General features: G+C 68.7%; 23 protein-coding genes and 1 pseudogene. 9 read left to right on the forward strand and 15 right to left on the reverse strand.

Annotated elements, in window-relative coordinates:
* The first annotated feature begins 47 nt into the window (after nt 1–47).
* Entirely contained in the window at nt 48–1,661 is a 1,614-nt protein-coding gene (locus tag ACZ7L1_RS02610; protein ID WP_471433563.1) for a SpoIIE family protein phosphatase, read from the forward strand.
* Nucleotides 1,662–1,695: 34 nt separating this feature from the next.
* Nucleotides 1,696–2,052 carry a 5-carboxymethyl-2-hydroxymuconate Delta-isomerase gene (locus tag ACZ7L1_RS02615; RefSeq protein WP_471433565.1) on the forward strand — a complete coding sequence of 119 codons (357 nt, stop codon included), beginning with the start codon at nt 1,696–1,698 and terminating at the stop codon, nt 2,050–2,052.
* A 7-nt stretch (nt 2,053–2,059) separates the two neighbouring features.
* On the opposite strand, the gene ACZ7L1_RS02620 is transcribed toward ACZ7L1_RS02615, so the two are convergent.
* The 3 genes from ACZ7L1_RS02620 to ACZ7L1_RS02630 all read right to left on the reverse strand — a co-directional run bounded on the left by ACZ7L1_RS02620 (nt 2,060) and on the right by ACZ7L1_RS02630 (nt 5,376).
* The gene (locus tag ACZ7L1_RS02620; protein WP_471433567.1) at nt 2,060–2,776 is read right to left on the reverse strand and encodes a TetR/AcrR family transcriptional regulator; all 717 of its coding nucleotides are present in this window, start codon (nt 2,774–2,776) and stop codon (nt 2,060–2,062) included.
* A gap of 115 nt (nt 2,777–2,891) precedes the next feature.
* Complete coding sequence (locus ACZ7L1_RS02625; protein WP_471433569.1) at nt 2,892–4,814, reverse strand: hypothetical protein; 1,923 nt, start codon at nt 4,812–4,814, stop codon at nt 2,892–2,894.
* A 58-nt stretch (nt 4,815–4,872) separates the two neighbouring features.
* A complete protein-coding gene (locus ACZ7L1_RS02630; RefSeq protein WP_471433570.1) occupies nt 4,873–5,376 on the reverse strand; it encodes a tetratricopeptide repeat protein in 504 nt (167 codons plus the stop codon).
* A 150-nt stretch (nt 5,377–5,526) separates the two neighbouring features.
* On the opposite strand from ACZ7L1_RS02630, the gene ACZ7L1_RS02635 reads away from it, so the two are divergent.
* Nucleotides 5,527–5,952, forward strand: coding sequence for a hypothetical protein (locus tag ACZ7L1_RS02635; RefSeq protein ID WP_200417050.1), 426 nt, complete (start codon nt 5,527–5,529; stop codon nt 5,950–5,952).
* A 119-nt stretch (nt 5,953–6,071) separates the two neighbouring features.
* Here ACZ7L1_RS02635 and ACZ7L1_RS02640 read toward each other — a convergent pair whose 3' ends face one another.
* Together ACZ7L1_RS02640 and ACZ7L1_RS02645 are read right to left on the reverse strand one after the other, a co-directional pair.
* Nucleotides 6,072–7,601, reverse strand: a complete 1,530-nt coding sequence (locus tag ACZ7L1_RS02640; RefSeq protein WP_471433572.1) for a DUF1996 domain-containing protein — start codon at nt 7,599–7,601, stop codon at nt 6,072–6,074.
* Between the two features lie 201 nt (nt 7,602–7,802).
* Nucleotides 7,803–8,426, reverse strand: coding sequence for a LuxR C-terminal-related transcriptional regulator (locus tag ACZ7L1_RS02645; RefSeq protein ID WP_471433574.1), 624 nt, complete (start codon nt 8,424–8,426; stop codon nt 7,803–7,805).
* Here ACZ7L1_RS02645 and ACZ7L1_RS02650 point away from each other — a divergent pair.
* Nucleotides 8,398–8,568 (forward strand): annotated as a pseudogene (locus tag ACZ7L1_RS02650) (sensor histidine kinase); the annotation flags it as partial. The gene ACZ7L1_RS02645 and the pseudogene ACZ7L1_RS02650 overlap by 29 nt on opposite strands.
* Nucleotides 8,569–8,631: 63 nt before the next feature.
* On the opposite strand, the gene ACZ7L1_RS02655 reads toward ACZ7L1_RS02650, so the two are convergent.
* The 5 genes from ACZ7L1_RS02655 to ACZ7L1_RS02675 form a co-directional block, all read right to left on the reverse strand.
* Nucleotides 8,632–9,654, reverse strand: a complete 1,023-nt coding sequence (locus ACZ7L1_RS02655; protein WP_471433576.1) for an SDR family oxidoreductase — start codon at nt 9,652–9,654, stop codon at nt 8,632–8,634.
* Between the two features lie 60 nt (nt 9,655–9,714).
* Nucleotides 9,715–10,293 carry a winged helix-turn-helix domain-containing protein gene (locus ACZ7L1_RS02660; protein ID WP_471433578.1) on the reverse strand — a complete coding sequence of 193 codons (579 nt, stop codon included), beginning with the start codon at nt 10,291–10,293 and terminating at the stop codon, nt 9,715–9,717.
* 382 nt (nt 10,294–10,675) lie between these two features.
* Nucleotides 10,676–11,704, reverse strand: a complete 1,029-nt coding sequence (gene glnII / locus ACZ7L1_RS02665) for a glutamine synthetase (protein WP_103843623.1) — start codon at nt 11,702–11,704, stop codon at nt 10,676–10,678.
* Between the two features lie 577 nt (nt 11,705–12,281).
* The gene (locus tag ACZ7L1_RS02670) at nt 12,282–12,986 is read right to left on the reverse strand and encodes an RlpA-like double-psi beta-barrel domain-containing protein (RefSeq protein WP_471433580.1); all 705 of its coding nucleotides are present in this window, start codon (nt 12,984–12,986) and stop codon (nt 12,282–12,284) included.
* Between the two features lie 136 nt (nt 12,987–13,122).
* The gene (locus tag ACZ7L1_RS02675) at nt 13,123–13,482 is read right to left on the reverse strand and encodes an arsenate reductase family protein (RefSeq protein WP_471433582.1); all 360 of its coding nucleotides are present in this window, start codon (nt 13,480–13,482) and stop codon (nt 13,123–13,125) included.
* A 164-nt stretch (nt 13,483–13,646) separates the two neighbouring features.
* Here ACZ7L1_RS02675 and ACZ7L1_RS02680 point away from each other — a divergent pair, with 164 nt between their 5' ends.
* Nucleotides 13,647–13,955 carry a hypothetical protein gene (locus tag ACZ7L1_RS02680; RefSeq protein ID WP_471433584.1) on the forward strand — a complete coding sequence of 103 codons (309 nt, stop codon included), beginning with the start codon at nt 13,647–13,649 and terminating at the stop codon, nt 13,953–13,955.
* Nucleotides 13,956–14,023: 68 nt separating this feature from the next.
* Here ACZ7L1_RS02680 and ACZ7L1_RS02685 read toward each other — a convergent pair whose 3' ends face one another.
* Nucleotides 14,024–15,214, reverse strand: a complete 1,191-nt coding sequence (locus ACZ7L1_RS02685) for a winged helix DNA-binding domain-containing protein (RefSeq protein ID WP_471433586.1) — start codon at nt 15,212–15,214, stop codon at nt 14,024–14,026.
* A 141-nt stretch (nt 15,215–15,355) separates the two neighbouring features.
* Between ACZ7L1_RS02685 and ACZ7L1_RS02690 the strand changes: the two genes are divergently transcribed.
* Nucleotides 15,356–15,619, forward strand: a complete 264-nt coding sequence (locus tag ACZ7L1_RS02690) for a hypothetical protein (RefSeq protein WP_471433587.1) — start codon at nt 15,356–15,358, stop codon at nt 15,617–15,619.
* A 22-nt stretch (nt 15,620–15,641) separates the two neighbouring features.
* Here ACZ7L1_RS02690 and pspAB read toward each other — a convergent pair whose 3' ends face one another.
* From pspAB to ACZ7L1_RS02705, 3 genes are all read right to left on the reverse strand, one after another.
* Entirely contained in the window at nt 15,642–16,226 is a 585-nt protein-coding gene (gene pspAB / locus ACZ7L1_RS02695; protein WP_471433589.1) for a PspA-associated protein PspAB, read from the reverse strand.
* Between the two features lie 6 nt (nt 16,227–16,232).
* Nucleotides 16,233–17,156, reverse strand: a complete 924-nt coding sequence (htpX, locus tag ACZ7L1_RS02700; RefSeq protein WP_471433591.1) for a zinc metalloprotease HtpX — start codon at nt 17,154–17,156, stop codon at nt 16,233–16,235.
* Between the two features lie 572 nt (nt 17,157–17,728).
* Nucleotides 17,729–17,974 carry a hypothetical protein gene (locus ACZ7L1_RS02705; protein ID WP_471433593.1) on the reverse strand — a complete coding sequence of 82 codons (246 nt, stop codon included), beginning with the start codon at nt 17,972–17,974 and terminating at the stop codon, nt 17,729–17,731.
* 293 nt (nt 17,975–18,267) lie between these two features.
* On the opposite strand from ACZ7L1_RS02705, the gene ACZ7L1_RS02710 reads away from it, so the two are divergent.
* Nucleotides 18,268–19,473: a helix-turn-helix domain-containing protein gene (locus ACZ7L1_RS02710; protein WP_471433594.1), complete on the forward strand. Its 1,206-nt coding sequence runs from the start codon at nt 18,268–18,270 to the stop codon at nt 19,471–19,473.
* Here the strand turns inward: ACZ7L1_RS02710 and ACZ7L1_RS02715 are convergent.
* Nucleotides 19,422–19,751 carry a DUF6009 family protein gene (locus ACZ7L1_RS02715; protein ID WP_471433595.1) on the reverse strand — a complete coding sequence of 110 codons (330 nt, stop codon included), beginning with the start codon at nt 19,749–19,751 and terminating at the stop codon, nt 19,422–19,424. The genes ACZ7L1_RS02710 and ACZ7L1_RS02715 overlap by 52 nt on opposite strands.
* Nucleotides 19,752–20,067: 316 nt before the next feature.
* Here ACZ7L1_RS02715 and ACZ7L1_RS02720 point away from each other — a divergent pair, with 316 nt between their 5' ends.
* Together ACZ7L1_RS02720 and ACZ7L1_RS02725 are read left to right on the forward strand one after the other, a co-directional pair.
* Nucleotides 20,068–21,762: a DUF6119 family protein gene (locus ACZ7L1_RS02720; RefSeq protein ID WP_471433596.1), complete on the forward strand. Its 1,695-nt coding sequence runs from the start codon at nt 20,068–20,070 to the stop codon at nt 21,760–21,762.
* A gap of 153 nt (nt 21,763–21,915) precedes the next feature.
* Nucleotides 21,916–23,151, forward strand: coding sequence for a helix-turn-helix domain-containing protein (locus ACZ7L1_RS02725; protein WP_471433598.1), 1,236 nt, complete (start codon nt 21,916–21,918; stop codon nt 23,149–23,151).
* Nucleotides 23,152–23,158 lie beyond the last annotated feature (7 nt).

Raw genomic sequence — 23,158 nt, forward strand, 5'->3', positions numbered from 1 at the left:
TCCGGCTCCGCCCCATCTTCTTTCCCGAGCGCCGAGGGGCGGCTCTCATGGACGGCAACGGCGAACACCCGGGCTCCACCGTGCTGGTGGTCGACGACGCGCCGGCCAGCCGCCATGCCCTGGGCAGCGTGCTGGCCCGGGCCGGCCACCACGTCGTGCCCGTGGCCAGCGGCGGCGAGGCGCTGACCGAACTCCACGCACGGGTACGCGACGGCACCCTGCCCGATGTCGCCCTCGTCGAGGTGGGCCTGCCGGACATGAGCGGCTTCGAACTGTGCCGCAGGCTCAAGTCGTCACCGCCCACCGCCGCCCTGCCCGTCGTGCACTTCTCCGCGGCCTCGGCCGGACCCGGCATCCGCTGCCGGGGACTGGACTCCGGCGGCGAGGCCTACCTGTCGGTGCCGGCGGCACCCGAGGAGATCCAGGCCGTCGTACGGGCCGCCGTGCGCGGGGCCCGGATGCGCACCGGTGCGGAGGCGCTCGCACGACGGCTGACGCTGCTGTCGGAAACCATCGTCTCGGTGCAGGCGGCGCGATGCATGACGGGACTCGTCCGAGCCGCAGCGGAGGGCACCGCCCGGCTCACCGGTTTCCCCGCGGTCGTCTTCGTGCTCGGCGAGGACGGTGAGCTGCACCGGGGCCTGTCCCGCTCACGTGCGCCCGCCGTTCCCCCCGAGGGCGAGGCGCACGACACCGTGGCCCGGCTGATCCGCGGCCTGGCCACCGGGCACACCGGGGCCCGCGGCACCGTGGTGCCGTATCCGCTGTGGCCGGCCGGGCTCCTCGGGCCCGGCCATGCCGGGGACGCCCGCGTGGTGGTGGCGCGGACCCGGGAGGGCAAACCGGCCGTGTGCCTCGCCGTGCCCGCGCGCGGCCCGGGCGACGAGGGCGACCCGCTGGTCACCCGGCTCGCCGAGGCCATCGCGCTCGCCGCGGACGCCCTGCTCATGTACCAGGTGGAACGCCATGTGGCGCTCACCCTGCAGCACAGCTTCCTGCCCCAGAAGGCGCCCCCGACACGGGGCGTCGAGACGGTCGTCCGCTATGTGCCCGCCTCCCGGCAGACCGAGATCGGGGGCGACTTCTACGCCGCGCTGACCACCGCGGGCGGGGTGCTCACGGCGGTGGGCGACGTCGCCGGGCATTCGCTGGACGCGGCCACCGTCATGGTCGAGATCCGGCACGCGCTGCGCGCCTACTGCCTGGAGGACCCGGACCCGCGGAGCCTGGCCCGGCGGCTGGACCGGCTGCTCCAGCACTACCACGCGGACGTCACCGCGACCGTCTGCCTGGTACTGGTCGACCCGGACAGCGGGCGCGCGCGCATCGCCAACGCCGGGCACATTCCGCCCCTGGTCGTGCGCGACGACGGCACCGCCGCCTACGCCGCCGCGAAAGGGCCGTTGCTCGGTCTGGGGCTCGACCGGCCGCCGCCCACCGAGACGGTGCTGCGGCCCACCGACCGGCTGCTGATGGTCACCGACGGGCTCATCGAGGACCGCGGTACCGACCTGACCGTGTCGATGGAACACCTGCGCAGGGCCGCCGCCGACGCCCCGCCCGGCGTCTCGTCGCTGTGCGACACGCTGCTCGGCTGCTTCGGCCGGGACCGGCAGGACGACATCGCGCTGCTGGCACTGCGGCTGACGGGCACCGTCTAGGGTGGCCTCGTCCCACCCTAGAACAGGAGTGCCCATGCCGCAGATCACCGTCGACTACTCCGCACCGCTTCAGGACGCCTTCGACCGGCGTGCGTTCGCGCTGGCGCTCCACGACCGGGTGGTCGACATCGCGGCCGCGCGGATCGAGGCGTGCAAGACGCAGTTCCGCCGTACCGAGGACACCACGGTGGGCGCCGACACCGACGGGCACGCCGTCGTGCACGTCACGCTCGGGCTGCTCGCCGGGCGCACGGAGGAGACCAAGGCGAGGCTGACCGAGGCGACGCTGGAGCTGCTGCGGCAGTACATCAAGCCCGCCGGGGACCTCGCGCTGCACGCGTCCGCCGAGGTGCGGGACCTGGACGCCTCGTACCGGAAGTTCGAGAGCTGACGGGCCTTCAGGACGTCAGGGTGACCAGCCGGGCGACGAGGTCGCCGAACGGGCCGTCGGCCGGCTCGTCACCGAGCATGCGGCGCAACAGCACGCCCATCTCGTCGTCGTAGGCGGCGCTCACCGCCGTCAGCGCCGCGAAGTCGCGCACCAGCTGGGCCTCCAGCTCCCGGCGCGGGATCCGCCGGCCGTCGAGCCAGATCAGTGCCGTGGACTCGACGAGCGAGATCCAGGAGCGGATCACCAGCTCGAGGCGGGCGGGCGGGTTCTGCACCTGCAGGTGCGCAAGGATCTGGACATAGGCGGCCTGCCGCACCGCATCGACGAGCGCGTTGGTACGGGAGACCGCATCCCTTGAGCGGACTCCGTCCGCGGGGACGGCCGGGCCGCCACGCATCAGCGCGGAGAAACCGGGGCCGTGGTCGTCGACGAAGTCGAAGAACCGGCGCATCACACGCAGCAGCCGGGCGCCCAGCGGACCCTCCTGCGGTTCCACGAACCGGGCCGCGAGATCCTCGGAGGCACGCTTCAACGCGGCCTCGTACAGGCTGAGTTTGCCGGGAAAGTAGTGGTAGACCAGTGGCCGCGAGATACCCGCGGCCGACGCTATCTCGTCGATGGAGACCTCGTCGGGGGAGCGCTGGCTGAACAGTTCGAGCGCGACGCCGATCAACTGCTGTCGCCGCTCCTCGACTCCCAGTCTGCGGCGTACCCCGGTTGTCATGCGAACACCTTACCGATCAAATCCAGCCGCACAGGGCCTTGAACGGCAGCAGTTGTTCACATCTCAATCACAGGTCTCTCACCGAACGGGTGCAGCGCACGGGCCAGGTGTCGTGTCACCGCAATGCGCCGATCGTCCTTCCGTCCTTCAGTGTTCCCTTCAACCGCGCCTGCGCTCCCTGCTTCGCGCGCACGGCCAGCAGCCGGGCTTCCACCGACCCGGTCACCCCGCCCGTCGCCCGGATCGACTTGGTGTCCTCGGCCCCGGCGGCCAGCAGATACCAGTCGCCCTTCGCCGACTTCCACAGCACGCCCGCCAGCACATGAGCATCCTTCGCACCGCACGCCGGCACGTCCTCCGCCTGCGCCGCGACCACCCCGGAGGCCCCGCCCGGCGTGTGGAACTGCGCCTGCACCTGGGCCCCGTCACCCCGCCAGGTGTCCGCCCGCGTGCACGCCCAGCTCGCGTCCCCCGAGGCGTCCGGCAGCGCCTGTCGCGCGTACTCCCACGCGTTCACCGACTTCACGCCCTGCGACCGCACCACCGCCAGCGAGCAGGCGAAGGGCGCCCACGCGCGCAGTGCCGTCGCCCCGGAAACCTCCCCCGGCGCGCCCGGCCGCCCCACGGTCAGGTGCGCCGGCACCAGCTCTCCGAGATCGCTCAGCAGCCGCGTGCCCGAAGCGCCGGTCAGCTGCAGCACGTTCCACGACGAGCACGAGCCGGACTGCTGCGCCGGACTCGCCAGCGGCGCGGTCACCCCGCCGGTCATGCCGAGGTTCATCGTCCTCGCCGTCGGCTGGCGCAGGTCCCGCTCGACGGCACCGGTCACCCAGGGGGCCGTCAGATAGCGGACGTTGCCGTCGGTGCGGTCCAGCACCACCGCGTCCGCCTCGGCTCCGCTCGCCCCGTCGACCCGGGCGAAGTCGAGCGCGGCCCCGCGGGAGCCGTCCTTCGGCTCGGCGTAGCGCACGATGCGCAGACCGTCGTACAAGACCACCACGCGCGCGGTGTCGACCTGCCCCGCGTACAGCAGCCGCGGCGGACCGGGCGGAGCGCCCGACGGGGTGCCCGGGGTCATCGAGACCCGGACGGACTCACCGGGCCGCGCCCAGGCGGTGAGCGCGCGCCGCAGCAGCGCCCGGTCGCGGGTGAGGGCGCCGCGCGCGGGCCACACGGAGAAGTCGGTGCGCGCCGAGGTCTTCCAGGCGGTGGGCGGCACCGCCGTCACCCGGGCCGGGTCCAGGGCGGCCTGCGCGGCCGGGTTCGGGGCGGGCGAGGGGGCGGCCGCGTCGTCCGCGCCCCAGCCGCCACCGGGCAGCGCGAGCAGCGCTCCGCACACCGCGACGGCCGCCGCCGCGGCGAGCGCGGCCTTCGCATGCCGGCGGCGCCGCATCAGGTCGGTGGGCCGGGCCTGGAGGGAGCAGGGGTCGAACTCGGGGGAGTCCAGCAGCGCCTCCTGCACGGGGACTTTCGCGGCCTGTCGGACCGCGACCGCCGGGTTCGTGACGCCCGCCGCGGCGAGCACCTTGCGCACCTCGTCGTCGGGGAGCTTCTCCAGTCCGCGCAGGACGTAGGCGGCGCGGGCCGGGGCGGAGAGCGCCGACAGCCGCTGGTCGAGGGCGAGTTCGTCGGCGCCGCCCGAGCGCGGGAAGAGCTTCAGGCCCCACACCTGCGGCAGCAGCGGCGGCAGCTGGGAGCGCTTCGGCCAGGCGGCGCGCCGCAACGGCGCTCCCGCCTCCAGTGCCGTGCGCAGCACCCGGAGGCGGACGTAGGAGTACCCGGGGTCGCCGTCGCGGCCGGTCGCCTGGGCCGGGATCACCGACGTGGAGGCACGCCCGTGGGGCAGCGCCCGCTGGGCGAGGGCGTGCGCGGTCAGCACCCGCCGGGTGCGGCCGAGGCCGAGGCCCGGCGGCAGCACCAGATAGGCGAGCCGGACGAGCCGGGGGTAGTGCTCGACGAGCGCGGCCTCGGCCTGCTCGACGTCGACGACCGGTCCGGAGGTCGGAGTGGGGCGCGGGGCGACATCCTGTGGCTGCACGTCCGGCAAAACGAGCGAGACGGAGGTTGGTCACCGGCACCCGGGCGCCCGGGCGAGCTCAGTCGCCGGGGTCGACCAGCAGTCGCGCGTAGTTCGCCATCGACCGCCGGTAGCGCGGCAGATGAGGGGCGAGCGCGCCGAGTACCAGGGCGAGGCCCTCACGGTCGCGGCCCAGGCTCGACAGACACAGGGCCAAAGTGGCGCGTACCGCGTCGTCCAACTCGTCCGAGCGCCCGTCGAGTTCCGGGGTGAGCAGCTTGACGCCCTCCTCCGGCTGCCCGATGTTCCTGAGCGAACTGGCCAGCTGGATCCTGGCCCGGCGGCCGCGGTAGCCGTCGAGGCCGCGCGCCAGCGCCTCCCGGTAGAGCGGCACCGCCTGGTCCGAGTGGCCCGTCGAGTCCCAGGCGCAGGCCCGCTCGAACGGCGCGAGCGGGCTGTCGTCGGGCAGTTCGGCGACGAGGGCGTCGATCACGGCCCGGAAGTCCGCGGCGTCCTCCTCGGCGTAGTCGTCGAAGCTCGCCCAGGCGGCCGCCAAACGCTCCTCCCAGTCCGGCGCGCTCATTGGTCCCCCTCGTATCGAGTTCCGAGTACCGACGGCACACTGTCGCACAGATGTGCCGCCATTGAGCACCGGACGCACCACAGCCGTACGGAAGGGCAGGGTCCCTCGCGGGGGCTCCCAGCGGCATGGGCCGAAGGACCGGAGGAACACATGAGGTGGACGCGCGAGAAGCTGGCGGCCGGTGCCGTCGTCGCCCTGCTGGTGCTGACCGGCTGCGGCGGATCGGGCGGGTCGTCCGGGGCCGCCCAGGACCAGGTCCCGGCGGCCGCGACCGGCAGCCTCGAGGACCTGGCGGCGGACGTGAATTGCAAGCCGAACATCCAGACGGACGCCGACGAGATCCGTCAGGCCATCTGCACCAACTCCGACGGCAAGTTCGTGCTCGCCACCTTCGCCACCGACCGCGGCCAGCGTGAGTGGATCAATGACGCCAAGGACTACGGCGGTTACTACCTCGTGGGCCGCAAGTGGGTCGCCGTCGGCGACGACGGTGTGGTCAAGGCGCTGCGCGGCAAGCTCGGCGGCGATGTCGAGGTGGGCGCCGACCACCACTCCCACGCCGGTCACAGCGGCTGAGCCGGGCCGGGCCGGCACACGACGAAGGCCGGTGGCGGGAGATCCCGCCACCGGCCTTCGTCAGTGGGTCACCGGCTCAGTCGGGTCACCGGCTCAGTCGGGTCACCGGCTCAGTCGGCTCACTGGCACCTCTGACCGGAGTTAATGCAGTTGGCGATCTTGTTCGCCAGGCCGCCGGTCGTGACGCTGATGAAGTCGTCGTGGTCGGTGGCCGCCTTGTGGAGCTGGTCCGGGAAGCCGTCCACCGCGTACGCGTTCTTCACCTGGCCGTTCTGGATGACCGGCGGGTTGATCTTGTACACGAGGCGCATCGTCAGCTGCGGGATCGCCTTGAAGCCGTTCCCGCAGACGCCGCTCGCCGGGTCGGCGAAGGCCACGTGCGTGCGGTGGTTGGCGCTGTCGATGTTCTGGCCGTCCCAGCAGCTCTGGAAGGCGAACGTGCGGACCACGTTGCTGCCCTGTGGGCAGATCGGGTACTGCGTCGTCAGCTGGACCTTGTTCTCGAAGCCGGTGCAGCTCCAGTGCGCGTTGGCGTTCGCCAGACCGTTGGTGGTGGTCTTGGCGTCACCGGTGATGATGCGCAGGAACTGCGGCATCGCGACGACCTTGCTGCTCGGGTTGCCGACGTACTTGATCTCCGCCTGGACGGGGGTCAGGATCCGGCCGACGTTGCCTTCCTTGCCGCCGCCGTCCTTGTTCTGGTCGAAGTCCTGCGTGCCGTCCTGGATGCGGACGACCGGCCAGTAGTACGCCGACAGGTCGTTCTTGTTCTGGCAGCTGGTGCCGCCCTGCAGGAACGTCTGGTTGCTCGAGAAGGCGTTGACCTTCTGGTTGCCGACGTAGTCGTGCAGGTGGTGAGCGCCGTTGGCCACGCCGGGCGCCACGATCACGTTGTCGGTGTTGTGGTTCTTGTTCGCGTTTACACCGCAGCGCGTGACGAACTGACCCGTCGAGGCGTTGCCGGTCCTGCGCGGCTTGGCCTGGACGTTCGGCGCGACCTTCGTGATGTCGACGAAGTCGGCCGCCACCGGGCCGTTGCCGGCCTGGCCGCCGTTGCCCTGCTGCTGACCGTTGTTGCCCTGCTGCTGACCGCCGTTCTGCTGCTGGCCGCCCTGCTGCTGGCCACCGTTCTGCTGCTGTCCGCCGCCGGACTGGCCGGCGTTGGTCTGGTTGGCGGTCAGCGTCGTACAGGCGGCGAGCTGGGACAGCGACTGGTCGAAGGTCCCGCCGACCCGCTGGACGTCGATCCTGATCCGGTCGATCGTCGCGGCCCGCTTCTCCTTCAGGGGGCCGACGATCGCGTTCTGCACGAAGCTCGCGTCGTTCGCCTGGGCCTGGCGCGTGGAGGCGAGTCGGGAGTAGGCCTCGGTGATCTGCTTGTCGAGGTTCGCAAGCTCCGCGGCCACGCCGTTGCGTGCCGCCGCCGGCACGTTCGTCAGCTTCTGACCGACGTCCGGGCAGGAGATCGTCGCCACCTGGGCGCTGGCGGCCTTGGTCTGGTTCCCTCCCCACGCCTGGTTGTTCGTCTCGTGGGCCGAGGCGAAGTAGTTGGCCCAGAGCAACCCGCCCCCACCGAGCGCTAGGGCAGCCGAGGCGGCTATGGCCTTGGTGGCCAGCGGCGTACGGCGTTTTCTCGTGTTGCGTCCCATGGAACTCCTCTGACTTCCTTTCGGGGCGGAGGCGCCCGACAGGGGTGAAGCGGCGCCATCCCATACGCAGGAGGCCGGTGGGGTGTTCAGGGACCGGAGAAAAACTTGGAAGTTCCTGAGGGCAATTCGGGTGCAAGAGGTCCAGAAGGCCCTGTCTCAACGAGAGTTGAGGCGGGTAACCCTGACTCTTTTGAATTTCATTCAGTGGCCGTGATCCAAATAGGCGAGCACGGCCAGAACCCGCCGATTGTCGTCGTCGGAAACCTCGAGGCCCAGTTTCGCGAAGATGTTGGAGGTGTGTTTCGCGATCGCCCGCTCGGTGACCACCAGCCGGTCGGCGATCGCCGCGTTCGAGCGGCCCTGCGCCATCAGCTCCATCACCTGCAGCTCACGGGGCGTCAGCCCCGCCAGCGGCCGGTCGTCCGCCGCACGCCGCGTCAGCAGCTGCTGGATCACCTGCGGGTCCATCGCGGTGCCGCCCGCCGCGACCCGTCGTACGGCGTCCACGAACTGCTCCGCGTCGAACACCCGGTCCTTGAGCAGATAGCCCACCCCGCCGGTGCCGTCGGCGAGCAGCTCCCGCGCGTACAACTGCTCCACGTGCTGCGACAGCACCAGCACCGGGAGCCCGGGCCGCTCCCGGCGGGCCCGCAGCGCGCACTGCAGGCCCTCGTCCGTGTGCGTCGGCGGCAGGCGTACGTCCACCACGGCGACGTCGGGCGTCAGTTCGGCCAGCGCGCGGGTGAGCTCGGGACCGGACTCGACGGCGGCGGCGATCTCGAAGTCGTAGGCCTGAAGGGATCTGCGGTGGTTGCAGGTGGACATGACGGCGGGGTTCCTCACCGCGCTGCTGCCGGCGGTACTGCTGTTCTACCCGCTGGAGGGGTTCGCGGTCGCGGCCGGGCTGTGGCGGCCGTTGTCCGGGTACGGCGGGTACTGGTACGGCTTCGTGCACGTCACCGACCAGGCCAGGTGTTCATGACAGCAGTCTCGCCGGGGAGGGCGGCGAGGTCACGGGGGCGAGCCCCCGTCAGGGGGTGGTGTCCGGTACACCCCCGGGCAGGCCCGCGAGCACCCTCGCCTCCACCTCCGGGTCGAGCCCCTTCGGGGTGCGGTCCGGACGCATAGGCGCCGTGCCGCCGATGTCCCGCAGCCACGCCCAGGTGTCGGCGACGGTCTTCCCGACGGGACGGCAGCTCAGGCGCGTCGCCAGCGCCCGCGAGACGTCCGCGGAGTGCAGGGAGTCGTGCATGTCGCTGCCCGGCGGCACCCACACCGGCAGCTGCGTCCACGGCTCGATACCCGCCTCGAGAATCACCTCCGGCCCGGTCCAGCGCAGTTCCGCCGCCGCACCGGTCACGTCCACGCACGCGTCGAGCAGCTCGCCCATGGTGGCGTGCCCCTGCGGGCTGATCATGTTGTACGGCCCGCTGAGCTCCTGTTCCGCCGCCCCGAGGATCCATTCGGCCATGTCGCGCACGTCGACGTACTGCAGGGGCAGCTCCCGCGGCCCCGGCGCCAGCACGGGCCCGCCGCGGGCGATGCGGGTCAGCCACCACGGCAGCCGTCCGACGTTCTCGTACGGGCCGAGGATCAGCCCGGCCCGTACGAGCACGGAGCGGTCCGCGCCGAAGGCCTCGACGGCGGCGATCTCGGCGCCCCGCTTGTCACGCGCGTAGTCGGTCGTGCCGGCGTCGGGCTCGGCGCCCTCGACCAGCGGGGCACTCTCGTCGTACCCGGCTGGCGCGGGCCAGGCGTACACCGAGCAGCTCGACACGTACACGTACCGCCCGGCGCGGCCCCGCAGCAGCCGCGCCGCCTCGTGCACGGCCCGGGGCGCCGCCGACCAGGTGTCGACGACGGCGTCCCACTCGCCCTCCGCGAGGGTGGCGAGCCCGTCGCGCGCAGTGCGGTCGCCCCGCAACGCCCGCACACCGGCCGGGGGTCGGTGTGTCCCTCGGTTGAAGACGGTCACGTCCCAGCCGCGCCCGAGGGCCGCCTCCACGACGGCCCGTCCCGCGAACTCCGTACCACCCAGTACCAGAAGTCTCATGCCGGTGACTCTGCCCGGTCGGGCGGCCGTAGGGAACGGGGATCTGCCGTCAGCAGAGGGTCAACGGCCCTTCGGAGGCACGTACTTGTAGCCCACGCGCCGCACCGTCCGGATGGTCTCGCGGTGCTCGGCGCCCAGCTTGCGCCGCAGCCGGGCGATGTGGACGTCGACGGTGCGCCCGTCGCCCACATGGCCGTAGCCCCACACCGTGGTCACCAACTGGTCCCGGGTGTGCACCCGGTGCGGGTGCGCCACCAGGTGGGCGAGCAGCTCGAACTCCAGATAGGTCAGGTCGAGCGGCCGCCCGTCCACCTCGGCGGTGCGCCGGCCGGTGTCGACGCGGACGAGCGGGTCCGCGCCCACGGCCTGTTCCGCGTCCGGCTCGTCGGGCACCGCGACGGGCGGGAACGGGGGCTGCTGATCGGCCGGGACGAGCACCAGGTAGCCGACCATCGGCGGGCGGCCCGGCAGGCTCGGCAGCGCGTGCGGGGGCGCCGGCAGCCAGGTGGCGCCCGGCGGCAGGAAGTCGGCCACGTCGACGGCCTCGTCCCGGTCGACGGCACGCAGCCGGTGCCGTGCCGAGCCGTTGGGCGGGGTGGTGGTGAGGGCGGCGGTGGAGAGAGAACGAGTGGTCGCCATGAGAGGTCAGCTCTTTCGCGCGAGAAGTTCGTCGGGGGACGTACGTCGTGCGCGCTGGCCGAAGGCCGGAAGGACGGCTGTGCCGGGGTGCGGCTGCCGGGTGTACGGCTCTACGAGGCCCGCGCGGTGTTCGCGCGACAACACACCCGGTCGAAGTCGTGGTGCTGACGGGAAGGCCAGAAGGGCTCGAGGTCACGGCGACCCGTCGCGCTGAACTTCTGGAAGCTGGCCATGGTTCTCATTGAAGCAGACACACGACCGTGACAGGAGCCTCCTCTCACTGCTTGGACGCTCTTTTTCCCGGCGTGCCCACGCACCCCCGACGCGCGGAAGGGACGCCCGCACGACGCGGGCGCCCCTTCCGGGAGCTGTGTGGAGCCGATCAGACCTGGCCGGCCTTCTCCAGCGCCGTGCAGCAGGTGTCGACGATGAGGCGGGTCACCAGGTACGGGTCGACGTTGGCGTTCGGACGGCGGTCCTCGATGTAGCCCTTGCCGTCCTTCTCGACCTGCCACGGGATGCGGACCGAGGCACCGCGGTTGGAGACGCCGTAGGAGTACTCGTTCCACGGGGCGGTCTCGTGCAGACCGGTGAGGCGGTCCTCGACGCCGACGCCGTAGTTCTTGACGTGGTCGAGGGGCTTGGAGCCCTCACCGAGCGCCTCGCAGGCGGTGATGATCGCGTCGTAGCCCTCGCGCATCGCCTTGGTCGAGAAGTTGGTGTGCGCACCGGCACCGTTCCAGTCGCCCTTGACCGGCTTCGGGTCCAGGGTCGCGGAGATGCCGAAGTCCTCGGCGGTGCGGTACAGCAGCCAGCGGGCCACCCAGAGCTGGTCGGCGACCTCGAGCGGGGAGAGCGGGCCGACCTGGAACTCCCACTGGCCGGGCATGACCTCGGCGTTGATGCCGGAGATGCCGAGGCCCGCCTTCAGGCAGTTGTCCAGGTGCGCCTCGACGACCTCACGGCCGAAGATCTCGTCGGCGCCGACACCGCAGTAGTAGCCGCCCTGCGGAGCCGGGAAGCCGCCCTCCGGAAAGCCCAGCGGACGCGAGCCGTCGAAGAAGGTGTACTCCTGCTCGATACCGAAGATCGGCTCCTGGGCGGCGAACTTCTCGGCCACCTCGGCCAGCGCGGCACGGGTGTTGGACGGGTGCGGGGTCATGTCCGTGTCGAGGACCTCGCACAGCACCAGGACGTCGTCGCCGCCGCGGATCGGGTCGGGACAGGAGAAGACCGGCTTGAGCACGCAGTCCGAGGAGTGGCCTTCGGCCTGGTTCGTGGAGGACCCGTCGAAACCCCAGATCGGCAGCTCCTTGCCCTTGGCGTCGTCGGCCAGGATCTTGGTCTTGGAGCGGAGCTTGGCGGTCGGCTGGGTGCCGTCGATCCAGATGTACTCAGCCTTGAAGGCCATGGGCCACATCCTTCGGGGGTGGTCTCGACTGCGCGGTCGACAACGCAGTCGCAGAGGTCGTGCGGGCGCGGCGCTGCGGCAATGGGGCGCCGGGTGATGCCCGGCAGCATGTCAACAGGCGATTTCCCGGCCATTGCTCTGATGTGAACCCCGTGTTACCGGGGGCTCCCGTGCCGGGAATCACTCGGTGACCGGTCCGTCCCCTTCCGGCGCGTACGCCGTCGACCCTTGGCGCGTACGCCGTCGACTGCGGGTGCGTACACCACCGACCCCTGGCGAGTACGTCATCGACTCCCGGCGCGTACGCCATCGGCCTCGTCGCTGAGTCGAGGCTCGGCACACGTGAGGTCGGCCACCGCCCCCCGTGCGGTGGCCGACCTCAGGTCCCGCTCCACGCGGAGCGGCGCGGCTCCAGGAGGCGACCGTCGGCTTCCCGACCCGGAAACCGGTCACGGGCCCGCGTCCGAGCGTCGCCGCGCCGCGCTCGCCCCGCGTGCCGGCCCTGCTGCTCGTGGCCGCGAACAGCGGGACCCAGCCGCGTGACGTGCCGCCTCCCGGAGTTACTGAAGCGCCGGCCTCACCCCACCTTCTCGATCAGGGCGCGGCGGATCAGGAACTTGCCGGGTTCACGGACCTGTTCGAAGGCGGCGTTGTTGAGGAGCACACAACTGCCGGAGACGGAGGTGACCTTCACCGTCGTGGACTTGTTGTTGTCCAGGTTGGTGACCTTCAGGGTCGTGCCCGCCGGGAACTGGTTGCTGGACGCGGCCGGGGCGCCGCCCTCACCGGAGAGCGTCACCGTGGAGCCCTTGCAGACCTGCTGGCCTGAAGCAGCGGTGCCGGCGCCTCCCGTGTTGTTCGCGGGCGCGGTCGTGGCAGGCGCGGTGGTGGCGGCCTGCGAGGCCTGGGGGTCCTGAGCCGACCCCCCGGCCTGCGCGGCGCCGCCGGACTGCGCCGATCCCGATCCGCCCGCCTGGATCGACTCCCCGACCTGGCAGCCGGACGCCTCCTGCTTCCGCTTGATCTCGGCGACCACCGCCTCGCGGTTGGCGATCCGCGCCGCCGACTGGGCGTCCGGGTTGGCCTTCTGCGCGGCGATGAACGACTCGTTGTTGCCGAGCGCGGTGGCCAGGCCCTGACAGACCGTCGAGGTCGACGCGTTCTGCACGTTCGCCGCGTTCGAGGTGGCGGCGAGGGCGAAGGCCCCACTGCCGGCCACGGCCACGGCGGTGACCGCCAACGCGATCTTCTTCTTGGGACTGAGGGTTCTCCTACGCGACATGCGCGACTCCTGTCCCCGGCCGCCGTCACCGGCGACCGGACGCGATAGGTACGCCGCTATGTACGAGATACCGAACGGAGTTACTCAGCGGTTTACAGGAGTCAGCGAAGTAACGTACGTCACAGGGGAGTCGGCGTCAGCGGGACAGGGCGTCCCGTACGGCCTCCTCCGTGCGTCCGACCACGGCCGTACCGTCGTCGGCGGTGATGATCGGCCGCTGGATGAGCCGCGGGTGCTCGGCGAGCGCACGCACCCACCGGTCGCGCGACGCCGCGTCCCTCGGCCACTCCTTCATGCCCAGTTCCTCGGCGTCGGTCTCCTGGGTGCGTGTGATGTCCCAGGGCTCGAGGTTCAACCGGTCGAGGACCTCGCGAATCTCGTCCTCGGTCGGCACGTCCTCCAGGTAGCGGCGCACGGCGTAGTCCGCGCCCTCGGCATCGAGCAGGGTAAGGGCGCTGCGGCACTTCGAGCAGGCCGGGTTGATCCAGATCTCCATGCCCCACACGGTAGCCGACACACCCCTTCTCACCGGTGTCACAACCTGGCTCAAATGGCCTGTGGCCAGGGGCTTTTGTCAGTGGTCGGCAGTAAAATAGAAGCAGTGTTCGAGGGAGGCGCCGGGGTGTCCGGCACCACCCTGACCGCGACAGGAGGATGCCTGTGCCCGCTGCCGCAACCAAGCCGAAGCCGACCCGGTCCACCGCGAGGCGGCAGGTCCAGCTGGACCTGCCGTACGCACCGGTGGCCAAGCGACCGCTCCCACCGGGGCGGCCGCGCGAGTGGTACGTCACCCACAACCGGCGCCTGAAGGCGATGCGCCTCGCCATCGCCCTGCTCGACTCCGGCGTGTACGTACCGAACCAGGCGCACAACGAGACGATACGGAGCACGGCGGAGCGGGTCGGGATACGGCCGCCGTCGGACACGACGTGCCACATGGTGCGGGCGCTGATGCGATACAGCCGTTGAGCGTGGCGCCGGGTGCCCTCCTGCTCTTGGGCGCCCGGCGTTGCCGTGCCGTCGGCTGGGGCTTGCAGTCAGCTCGACAGCTCCTTCTCCAGCGGTGTCCGGAAGCGCGGCGTCACCCGGGTGCCGGCCAGCCACGACCCGAGGCGGGCCGCCTCCCGCTCGATCGCCTCGTACGCCTCCCGGCCCAACCCCTCCCCGTCCAGCACACGCCACACCACCTCACCGTCCGCCCGCTGAGCCCACCCCCCGACCACCCCGCCGTCCCACCACACCGTCGGGCCCACGTTGCCGCTTCGGTCGAACAAGGCCGGGCGCAGCTCGGGGGGCAGGTACCAGTCACGGTCCTGCCAGCCCATCGCCGTCGGGTCCAGGCCCGGGAGCAGGGCCGCCCACGGTTCGGCGGGCGGCATCGGTTCCTCGTCGCCGGGCGACACATATCCCGTCGCCCCGTCGTCCAGCGTCACCGGTACCGCCCCGATCGCGGTCAGCGCCCCGCGCACTTCCGTGACCCTCCAGCCCGTCCACCACTTCAGGTCCCCCTCCGTGGCCGGCCCGCACGCCGCCAGCCAGCGTCGCAGCAGCTCCCGCTGGGCCTCTGCGGGCGGGAGTTCGGGGTGGGGCGGGGCGATGGCCCAACGGAACTGCGACGACGTCCACGCACCCAGCGGGCGGCCCCGGACGACCCGGCCCTCGACGCCCAGGACGCGCATCAGGCGCGACGACACGGTGTGCGGGGCCTCGTAGCTCCTGCCCGCGCCGTAGGTGAACTGCTCCTTCAACCGAGGCTCGTCCCGGGTGAGCTCGCTGACGGTCGCCTGACCGCGCCGGGCCAGGGCGGCCAGCGCCGACGCCTCGACCTCCGCGAGCCACTGAGCCGTCAGCCGGCCACCGCTTCCGGACACCATGTCCTTGACCAGCGCGGCACGGGCCTTCGCCGCGTTCACCAGGCCGGTCGACGCGTGCACCACGGCGGCGAGTTCGGCCGGGAACACGAACACGGTGTGCCGCATGCCGTGCATCCGCACCAGCGTCCGGTCCTCGTACAGCGCCCGCTCGACCTCCGCCACGGTCTTGTCCGCGTCCGCGAGGCGCGCACCGACGGCGAGGTACACCGTGGCCGGATCCGTGCCGTGCAGCGCGACCAGCGACCCGGCGACCTCCTCGGGCGTCACCGCCCGCGACCCGGCACCCAGCCGGTGCCGCACCGCGAGCCGGGCCCGCCGCTCCACCGTCCCGATGTGCCGCCCTCCGCCGCCCATGCCGTCTCCCTCGGATCGAAAAGCAGATGCACCCGCAGTGACCCCCTCCCTACGCTGGACACACATCCGATGGGGTCACCGATCCCCGGCACCCCGTCCAACCCCCGTGGCACAACCACTCACCAAGCGAAGGAGGGCGTCATGGGCACCATCATCCTTGCCGGCACCGTCGTCCTCGTCCTCTTCGGATTCGGCAACCACATCTGGTGGCTCGCCGCCATAGCGCTGTTCGTCCTCTACGTGCGGTACGGTCGCGGCTCGTCGCCCACGGGCACCCCGGGCGCCCCGGCCTCGGCGGCCAGCTACCAGGAGTACCGCGCGCGCCGTGACCAGCAGGCCAAGTGGGAGCGCCGCTACCGCCGCGAGCGCCCCTTCGAGGCCCGCCGTCGGGAGGGCGGCAAGTAGGAAGCGCGAGGAGGAGCAGGCGTCACAGGCCGGGCGCGCCCCAGATGGGGAACCACCGGCCGAGATCCTGCTCGATCCGCAGATCGTTCCCGAGGGCCGCCTTGATCTGCAGCTCCAGCGCGTTGTCGCGCCGCTCGCCCTGCCCGGCGAGCGGCGCGAACGGATAGAAGGTGCCCCGCTTGTACAGATAGACCAGCTCCAGCCGGCGCCCGCTCGCGTCCTGGAAGCCGGCCACCGAGCACAGCAGCTGCGGTCCGAAGCCGTTGACCTCCATCGCGCTGTTCACCGCGTGCAGATCGTTGACCAGGGCGGACAGCTGGTCGGGGGTGCGGCGGGAGACCAGCCACGAGTAGCCGTAGTCGTCCCGTTGCAGCTCGACGGGTGGCCCGGTGCGGTCGGTGTCGGCGTCGAGGAGCGCCTGTACCTCCTGGTTGGCCTGGGTGAAGGCGCCGCCCTCCACCGTGGCGAAGCAGACCGCGCCGGTCCCCGTCGGGGTGAACCCGGCGGCGGCCTCGAGCGTGATCGCCGCCGACGGCAGGGCGAACAGCTGGTCGAGGTCGGGTGCCACCGGCTTCGTACGGCCGAGCAGGATGTCCAGGAACCCCATCGGCGCTCAGCCCGCCTTTCCCGGCGCCGTCGCCTCGCCGAGCTCCGCGGAGATACGGGCGAGCTGCTCGAGCCGTTGCTCCAGGGTCGGGTGCGTGGAGAACAGACGGGAGATGCCCGGGTCGGCGCCGAAGGCGGGAGTGAAGTAGAAGGCGTTGAACGCCTGGGCCGTCCGCAGGTCCTGCGTCGGGATGCGGGCGATGTCCCCGGTTACCTTGGTCAGCGCGGACGCCAGCGCCGAGGGCCGGCCGGTCAGGTGCGCGGCGGCGCGGTCCGCGGCCAGCTCCCGGTACCGGGACAGGGCCCGGATCAGCAGGAAGCTGATCGCGTAGACGAGCGCCGAGATCCCCATGACGGCGCCGAAGACGGCGATGGTGTTCTGATCCTTGCGGCCGCGCCCGCCGAACAGCTCCGAGTAGAACGCGAACCGGACCACCAGCCCGGCGATCACTCCGAGGAACGACGCCACGGTGATCACGGCGACGTCCTTGTGCGCCACGTGCGACAGCTCGTGGGCGAGCACACCCTCCAGCTCCTCGGGCTCCAGCCGCCTGAGCAGCCCGGTGGTCACGCACAGCACGGCGTGATCGGGGTTGCGACCGGTCGCAAACGCGTTCGGCATGTCCAGATCGGAGACCGCGACGAGCGGCTTCGGCATGTCGGCCACGGCGCACAGCCGGTCCACCACACCGTGCAGCTGGGGATACTCCTCGCGCTCCACGATCCGCCCGTGCATGGCGTACAGCGCGATCCGGTCCGAGAACCAGTACTGCGCGCCCAGTGCCGCCGCCGCGATCACGACGACCAGCACCCAGGACTTCAGCAACGCGATCAACGCGGCGACGAACGCCACGTACAGCAATCCGAGCAGAAACAGCGTGACCGTCATCCGGACGGTCAACCGCCGATCACTCTGGAACCGGCTCCGCATCGTGCATCACCCCGCAGTACCCCGCAGTAAGGCACTCGTCCCATCCCCATTGTGCGCCCAACCCGACCCATGAACCGGTTCCGAACGGCTCCATGGCAGGCAAAGAGTGCCTCTTGAAATCTCTCCGGGACGTCCCGGGGAAACGACGGAGCCCCGTCTCCACCCGGGGGCGGGGACGGGGCTCCGTGTCAGTGCTGCGGCAGCGGCCGGCTCACACGTCGAAGAAGTGATGTTGCGGCGCCGCTACCTCGGAGCCCTGTTCGAGGAGTCGCTATGACCAGCGGGAACGCTGTCGTTGATAGTCGTTGTCAGTGGTCGTTGGCCGACCCGGGACGGCCCAGACACGGCCCGGAGGTGCTGCGGCCGATGACCTGAACGAGAAGGGCCTCGCCGTTGCGGCGGGGCCAAGATTCGAACCTCGGACGGCTGAGCCGGCAGATTTACAGGCCGCGCGGGCATGCCGCGCTGAGCTGGTCGTTGGTGTCGCGCGGAAGCCGCCTGCCCCACAGGCACCCCACACATATGCGGGGACGACGCGTTAGGCCTCGCCGGCGCTCCCATCCGTCTGTCGCTCAGTTTCGAACTTCGCCCGCCAGCTGCCAGGGGTCAAGGTTACGTTCGCCTTGTCCTTGCGGGACGTCCCCCGCCGGGCGGCTGATGGCGACCCAGATGCGACCGCAGACGCCTACCAGAGCCGCGATGGAAGCGATGGAGGCTGCTCCCGTCCCCAAGCAGGCAATAGTGAGGATGACGGAAAGAATTCCCACAAAAGCCAGGAAATCAAAGAGACGAGCTACATGCGAATAGTCGGAGGTCACGCGGGGAGTCACACTTTCACCTTTCTCTGACGGGCACCCGCCCGGGTCATCTGTTGAACAGCTTGCCGGTGAGGGACGGTGTTGCAGAAGCGGCAACAGGGGTGTTGCTCTCCGTTGGCAACAAGGGGGATACGACGGGAAAGGTGTTGCTCTTGCAGCAACGGGCATGCTTGCTGCAGAGTTCTAGTCACGTACGTCAAGGGCCCACATGCCCTTGACGTGGACGAATGCAGTGTTGCTTGCTTGGCAACAGTAGCGTTGCCAAGCAAGCAACACCCAACGGGGAGGGTAGCGTGGGAACGCTAGAGAAGATCGACGACGGCACACCGAAAGAGACTCGCGCCCTTGCCGAAGCTCTCCGCACCCTCTTCGACTCACTCGGGATTTCATTGCGGAGGTATGCGGCCCGCTGCCACACAGACCCGGGGACCCTTTCTCGTTATTTCAATGGGGCCAGAGTCCCGTCATGGAATTTCGTCGTCAACCTGCTTGCACACGTAGCAGAAGAGCGGGAAACACAAACAAGCGATGAGACAGTCGCGCTGTTGCGTCAACTCTACGTTCGCGCCGCTGGAGCAAGCGCGGGTGCAAGGAGAACCGTCGACCTCCAACGTCTACTCGAAGAAGCTGACGAACAGGCACGCGAAGCAGCCTCTTTGGAACGACTGCTTCGACAAGCACTACATGAGTCTCAGCAACAGGTAGAGCAACTGGACGTAGAACTCAGGGCGTTGCGCGCCGCGAGAGCGGCAGACAGGCAGGCCGCCCGCTCGGAAATTGAACTCTTTGCGTCGGAAACACAGAATCTGCGTGCAGAAAGAGACCAACTTCAAGCGGAGGTAGAGGTACTCAAGAAACAGCTTACGGAAGCGGTAAACGCACGCATGCTCGCAGAGGAGCGATGCGACCAATTGGAACGCCAGATTGAGAGTGCCGAACAAAAGGAAAACGAGAGGGGAAGAGAGACCGAGACAAAGAAACCAGAAATTGAACAAGAGGGCGCCGCAACGCTGCATGCCGAAACCGAAGGGGCGCGACTAAAGGCACACCAAGACGCGGAGCGGGCAATTCGCGATTATGAAATCGCGCGCGAATACTTAACCGCAGCTCAGCAGCGGGTTATAGACCTAGAGACCGAGCTGAAAGAGGTGAGGCAAGGAAGACAAGATCAGCGAAATACTTCCGATTCATCGGACACCTTCATATCAACCTCAGGAGGTCAGCAGGCAGGGAGCAACCAAGTCGACAGTTTGGCTACTCGACTGGGGTACGGACCCGAACAGGTTCTCCGCAAGGTCGACGCGGCACATAGGTTCACCCCCGACGACGTCCTCCCGATTCTAACAAGAGCGTTCGACCTCCAGTCAAAGGAAGAGGTGGAACGAACTCAACTCCTCCTCCAATCCATGCCCGACCGCGTCCGGAACATGTTCAACGTGATCGTCACCTATTCAATAAGGGGATCCGCAATCAGCTCTGGGCAGAAAATTGAAGAATGAGAAGCGCGTCGACGGATCAGCCAAAAACGCAGTCGGCTGCTGTCGTGGTCCTTGACCCAAAAGACGCGTCGGACGAACTTCCCAGGGACGACGCCACTCGGGGCATCCGCCTCAAGCACCGCGTAGCCGACGCGGCGCCCGTTGCCGCGCCAGGGGACTCGCCCCCGACGAGTCGACACGGATCGCTCAACGGACTGCCCGACGTAGTCGAACTGCTCTATGTCCTCGGTCCATACGATGCCGTCCTCATGTTCCAGCGCCCTCGGGTCCTCGCCCACGTGCCCTCCTGTCGTCGCGGGGAACAGTCACAGTCTGCCCAGCGCAGGTGACTGAAGGACCATCTACTTCCGGCCGCTGCACAGAGAGGCAGCGACACTACGACTCGGAGCGGTCGCGGCTGCGGCCGGCACCTGTATCTAGCTGCGCGAACGCAGGATTTCTCTCGCCACCCTCGGCCTACGTCGAGGCCCGCCCGACCCATCCACAGAAGCGAATGCATGTTCGTATAAAAACGCGTGGCTGCAGAAACTATTCCTTAACTTGACGCCGTGTGGTACAAAAAACCCCTTACGTCGCTGGGGGGTGGTGTGAGTCATGGCCAATGGGGCTCCAACGCTACGTTTCAACTGCTTCCTCCTTCGGGAAGGACTCGACTCGTACGAGGATGCTTTCCGGCCGCAATACAGGCCAGGCAATAGTAACGGCATGAGGAAGCTTGCCGACTCACAGCTAGCGCCAAAGGGTTGCGTCGCATACCTGAAAGACATGTCGGAGAAGCAACCTTCATGGGCAAAGCTACTAGCCCCTGTGTTCACGGAGCTAGAAGCGGTCTTGAACTACTCGAATCGACTCGTCATTTTCCTCCCGGTGTCTGATCGGGTTTTCGCCGTCTGCTTTGGCTACGGGAGTTCCACACTTGAGTGGTCATGGGTCGAAGCCAACTTCGGCCTAAAATTCGCCGCCCGACAATTCGACAGCAACGCGATGAGCGGAATCGGCAGTCGTAGAATCGATGCCTCTGCCCGTTCACAATGGGTACAGATCCCGTCCAACTCAGCAATCAGCGACTTCGAAATTGAGCTAGATGGCGAGTTCACAAGGAAACTCGTCGGCAGACTCGACACAGGCATAGATTTTCCTGACCTTGGGGCTGTGGTAGCGACAGATTCAGTCTCCTTCAAGGTGGACACGGACCTGAACAACGTTCAGCAGATCTTGAGCAAGATGCTTGACACTGCGCAAAGAGGTACCACCAACAAGGATCTTGCCTTTATCGACTCACTGGAGCCTCTGCGACTTAAGAGCGATATAGTCAAAGATCTAGAAAAGCTCCTAGTCGATGAGCTGTTCGGCGACCGCGCCCGCAAGCCGCAGGGGAAGCCACTCGATCAGCTTGCAGTCAGCAGCCTCAACGTTCACATTCTCTCATTCGCGCCTCCAGATGACGTGTCAGTGGAGAATGTGCATGACTTCATCGTCTACAGAAATGACCTTGAAGAAGTTTTTGACACGATGAACGTTGATGCGCTTCGCGCAACCCTTGAGAAGTTCCCAGGGAAGTTCGGCGTATCCTGCCTCAGCGACATCAAGATTCAGGCTCGCGACTCGAACGGCGAGTCTGCCAGCCCGGCAAAGCCGCTGAAGCACTGGCTTATATTCGAGGCGGGCGACCAAAGTAGGCGCTACTTGTTGACTCTCGGCAAGTGGTATGCGCTAGCAGAGAAGTACACAGAAAAGCTTGATGAAGATCTCTCCCAAATCCAAGACGTCACAGACGATCTGCAGTTGATAACTTGGGACGACTGGGGCCCGAAGAAGAACTGGGAGAAGCATTTCAACAAGAACGCGGCGGACGGACGTTCGGACCTCATCTGCCTGGACAGGCATAAGATCTACACCGTAGAGGGCGACGAAATAGAAGCCTGCGACTTGCTTCATGCCAGTGGCTACCTAATACACGTCAAGCCGTATTCAGGGAGCCAGACGCTCAGCCATTTGTTCTCCCAGGGATTCGTGTCCGCACAGACTATAATCTCAGATGCGGCGTACCGAGACGCCTTCATCGAAGCTGTGAGATCTATAAACGCGGAGCTCGTCGATGCGGCATCCAACGTACCTCCCAAATTCGTGACCTACGCCGTTGCATTCGACGGGGCTCAACGAATTCCACAAGATCTACCAACCTTCAGCAAGGTCAACCTGCGAAGCTTCAGTAAGCGCATCAAGCTGCTCGGGTCCGTACCGACACTGGCCCGCATTCAGATGACCTTCAAACCGAAGAGCAAGTAGAACCGCCCGACATAGGGGGCCCGGACGCTTCGTCCGGGCCCCCTCGTCATCGGCGGATCACACCGGTGGCCAGGGTCACGCTGGTCCTACCGGCCATGCCGACAGCTCAGTACGGTTAAACGGGCCCTTCAACTCAGCAGGAGGCAGCACGCAATGCGTGGCCATGGAGATCACCTCAGCATCGGTGAGCGGATCGCGTTCTACCGCAAGCGTCGCGGCTACACCCAAGAGGTTCTGGCCGGCCTGGTAGGCCGTAGCACTGACTGGCTGGCGAAGATCGAGACTGGCCGTAGGAAGCCACCCCGCATCGACATGCTGGCGGAGCTGTCGCGCATCCTGCGTGTACCCCTCGGGGACCTGCTCGGTCAGACCGTGCTCATGGAGGACGAGAGGCAGCAAGACGACGTCCCCGCGGTGCGTGACGCTCTCATGAGCCCCCGGCGGCTCTCGCGACTGCTCTTCGGCCCGGACGCTGAGGCGCAGCTCCCCACTCCCGCGCCCGTGGCCATGCGTGTGGAGCAAGCGTGGGACGACTACCAGGGGGGACGGCTCGGCAGCGTCATCGCCGCTCTGCCCGCCCTGCTGCAGACCGCACAGGAATTAGAGGAGCGAGCGGCCCGCCGCGGCGAGGACCATGGCGACTGCTGGGCAGTGTCGGCGAGGACTCACCATCTTGCAGCTACGACCCTCGCAAAGATCGGCGAGTCGGACATCTCGTGGCTCGCTGCGGAGCGCGCGATGCGAGCCGCAGACGAGTCAGATGACCCGCTTGTCCTGGCGTCGGCGGCCCGCTCGGGCACGCACGCGCTGCTGGCCAACGGCCGGTATGACGACGCGCTGGAACTCGGCAACACGGCGGCTGCGTGGCTGTCCTCCCAGGTGACGGATCACGACCCCGCGGCAATCAGTCTGCTCGGGATGATCCACCTGCGCGCTGCCGTCGCGGCAGCACGTCATCAGGACCGCCCTACCGCCACGAGCCTGCTGAACCGAGCCGAAGAACTCGGGGACGATCTCGGCTCGGACGAGAACTACTGGCAGACCGGTTTCGGGCCCACAAACGTCCTGCTGCACCGCTTGTCCGTCGAGCTGGACCTGGACAACGTGTCGTACGTGGTGGAACACGGCCGGATCAACGTGGACCACATGCCGCAAGAGCGAAGCGTGTCCCACCGGATCGACTTCGCGCGCGCCCTGTCGCTCGCCGGCCGCGGTGACGAGGCATTCGAGGAGCTGCGAACCGCTGAACGCACGTCGCCCCAGCTCGTACGCAACAATCCCAGGGTGCGCGAGACGCTGCGAGACCTGATCAAACAGTCACCGGTCACGAGCGGCTCGCGTTCGTCGGAAGTGTTCGTGATGGCTCAACGGTGCAGGGCGGTGCAGTGACTTCAGG

The sequence above is a fragment of the Streptomyces sp. NPDC107546 genome (assembly GCF_055639175.1).

Coding starts and splice junctions, on each gene's coding strand:
- ACZ7L1_RS02660 (WP_471433578.1), bottom strand. CDS start 10,293: ATGGCGACCACTCGTTCTCTCTCCACCGCCGCCCTCACCACCACCCCG.
- ACZ7L1_RS02670 (WP_471433580.1), bottom strand. CDS start 12,986: ATGTCGCGTAGGAGAACCCTCAGTCCCAAGAAGAAGATCGCGTTGGCG.
- ACZ7L1_RS02615 (WP_471433565.1), top strand. CDS start 1,696: ATGCCGCAGATCACCGTCGACTACTCCGCACCGCTTCAGGACGCCTTC.
- ACZ7L1_RS02640 (WP_471433572.1), bottom strand. CDS start 7,601: ATGGGACGCAACACGAGAAAACGCCGTACGCCGCTGGCCACCAAGGCC.
- ACZ7L1_RS02675 (WP_471433582.1), bottom strand. CDS start 13,482: ATGGAGATCTGGATCAACCCGGCCTGCTCGAAGTGCCGCAGCGCCCTT.
- glnII (WP_103843623.1), bottom strand. CDS start 11,704: ATGGCCTTCAAGGCTGAGTACATCTGGATCGACGGCACCCAGCCGACC.
- ACZ7L1_RS02630 (WP_471433570.1), bottom strand. CDS start 5,376: ATGAGCGCGCCGGACTGGGAGGAGCGTTTGGCGGCCGCCTGGGCGAGC.
- ACZ7L1_RS02720 (WP_471433596.1), top strand. CDS start 20,068: ATGGCCAATGGGGCTCCAACGCTACGTTTCAACTGCTTCCTCCTTCGG.
- ACZ7L1_RS02645 (WP_471433574.1), bottom strand. CDS start 8,426: ATGTCCACCTGCAACCACCGCAGATCCCTTCAGGCCTACGACTTCGAG.
- ACZ7L1_RS02635 (WP_200417050.1), top strand. CDS start 5,527: ATGAGGTGGACGCGCGAGAAGCTGGCGGCCGGTGCCGTCGTCGCCCTG.
- ACZ7L1_RS02725 (WP_471433598.1), top strand. CDS start 21,916: ATGCGTGGCCATGGAGATCACCTCAGCATCGGTGAGCGGATCGCGTTC.
- ACZ7L1_RS02685 (WP_471433586.1), bottom strand. CDS start 15,214: ATGGGCGGCGGAGGGCGGCACATCGGGACGGTGGAGCGGCGGGCCCGG.
- ACZ7L1_RS02655 (WP_471433576.1), bottom strand. CDS start 9,654: ATGAGACTTCTGGTACTGGGTGGTACGGAGTTCGCGGGACGGGCCGTC.
- htpX (WP_471433591.1), bottom strand. CDS start 17,156: ATGCGGAGCCGGTTCCAGAGTGATCGGCGGTTGACCGTCCGGATGACG.
- ACZ7L1_RS02610 (WP_471433563.1), top strand. CDS start 48: ATGGACGGCAACGGCGAACACCCGGGCTCCACCGTGCTGGTGGTCGAC.
- pspAB (WP_471433589.1), bottom strand. CDS start 16,226: ATGGGGTTCCTGGACATCCTGCTCGGCCGTACGAAGCCGGTGGCACCC.
- ACZ7L1_RS02620 (WP_471433567.1), bottom strand. CDS start 2,776: ATGACAACCGGGGTACGCCGCAGACTGGGAGTCGAGGAGCGGCGACAG.
- ACZ7L1_RS02690 (WP_471433587.1), top strand. CDS start 15,356: ATGGGCACCATCATCCTTGCCGGCACCGTCGTCCTCGTCCTCTTCGGA.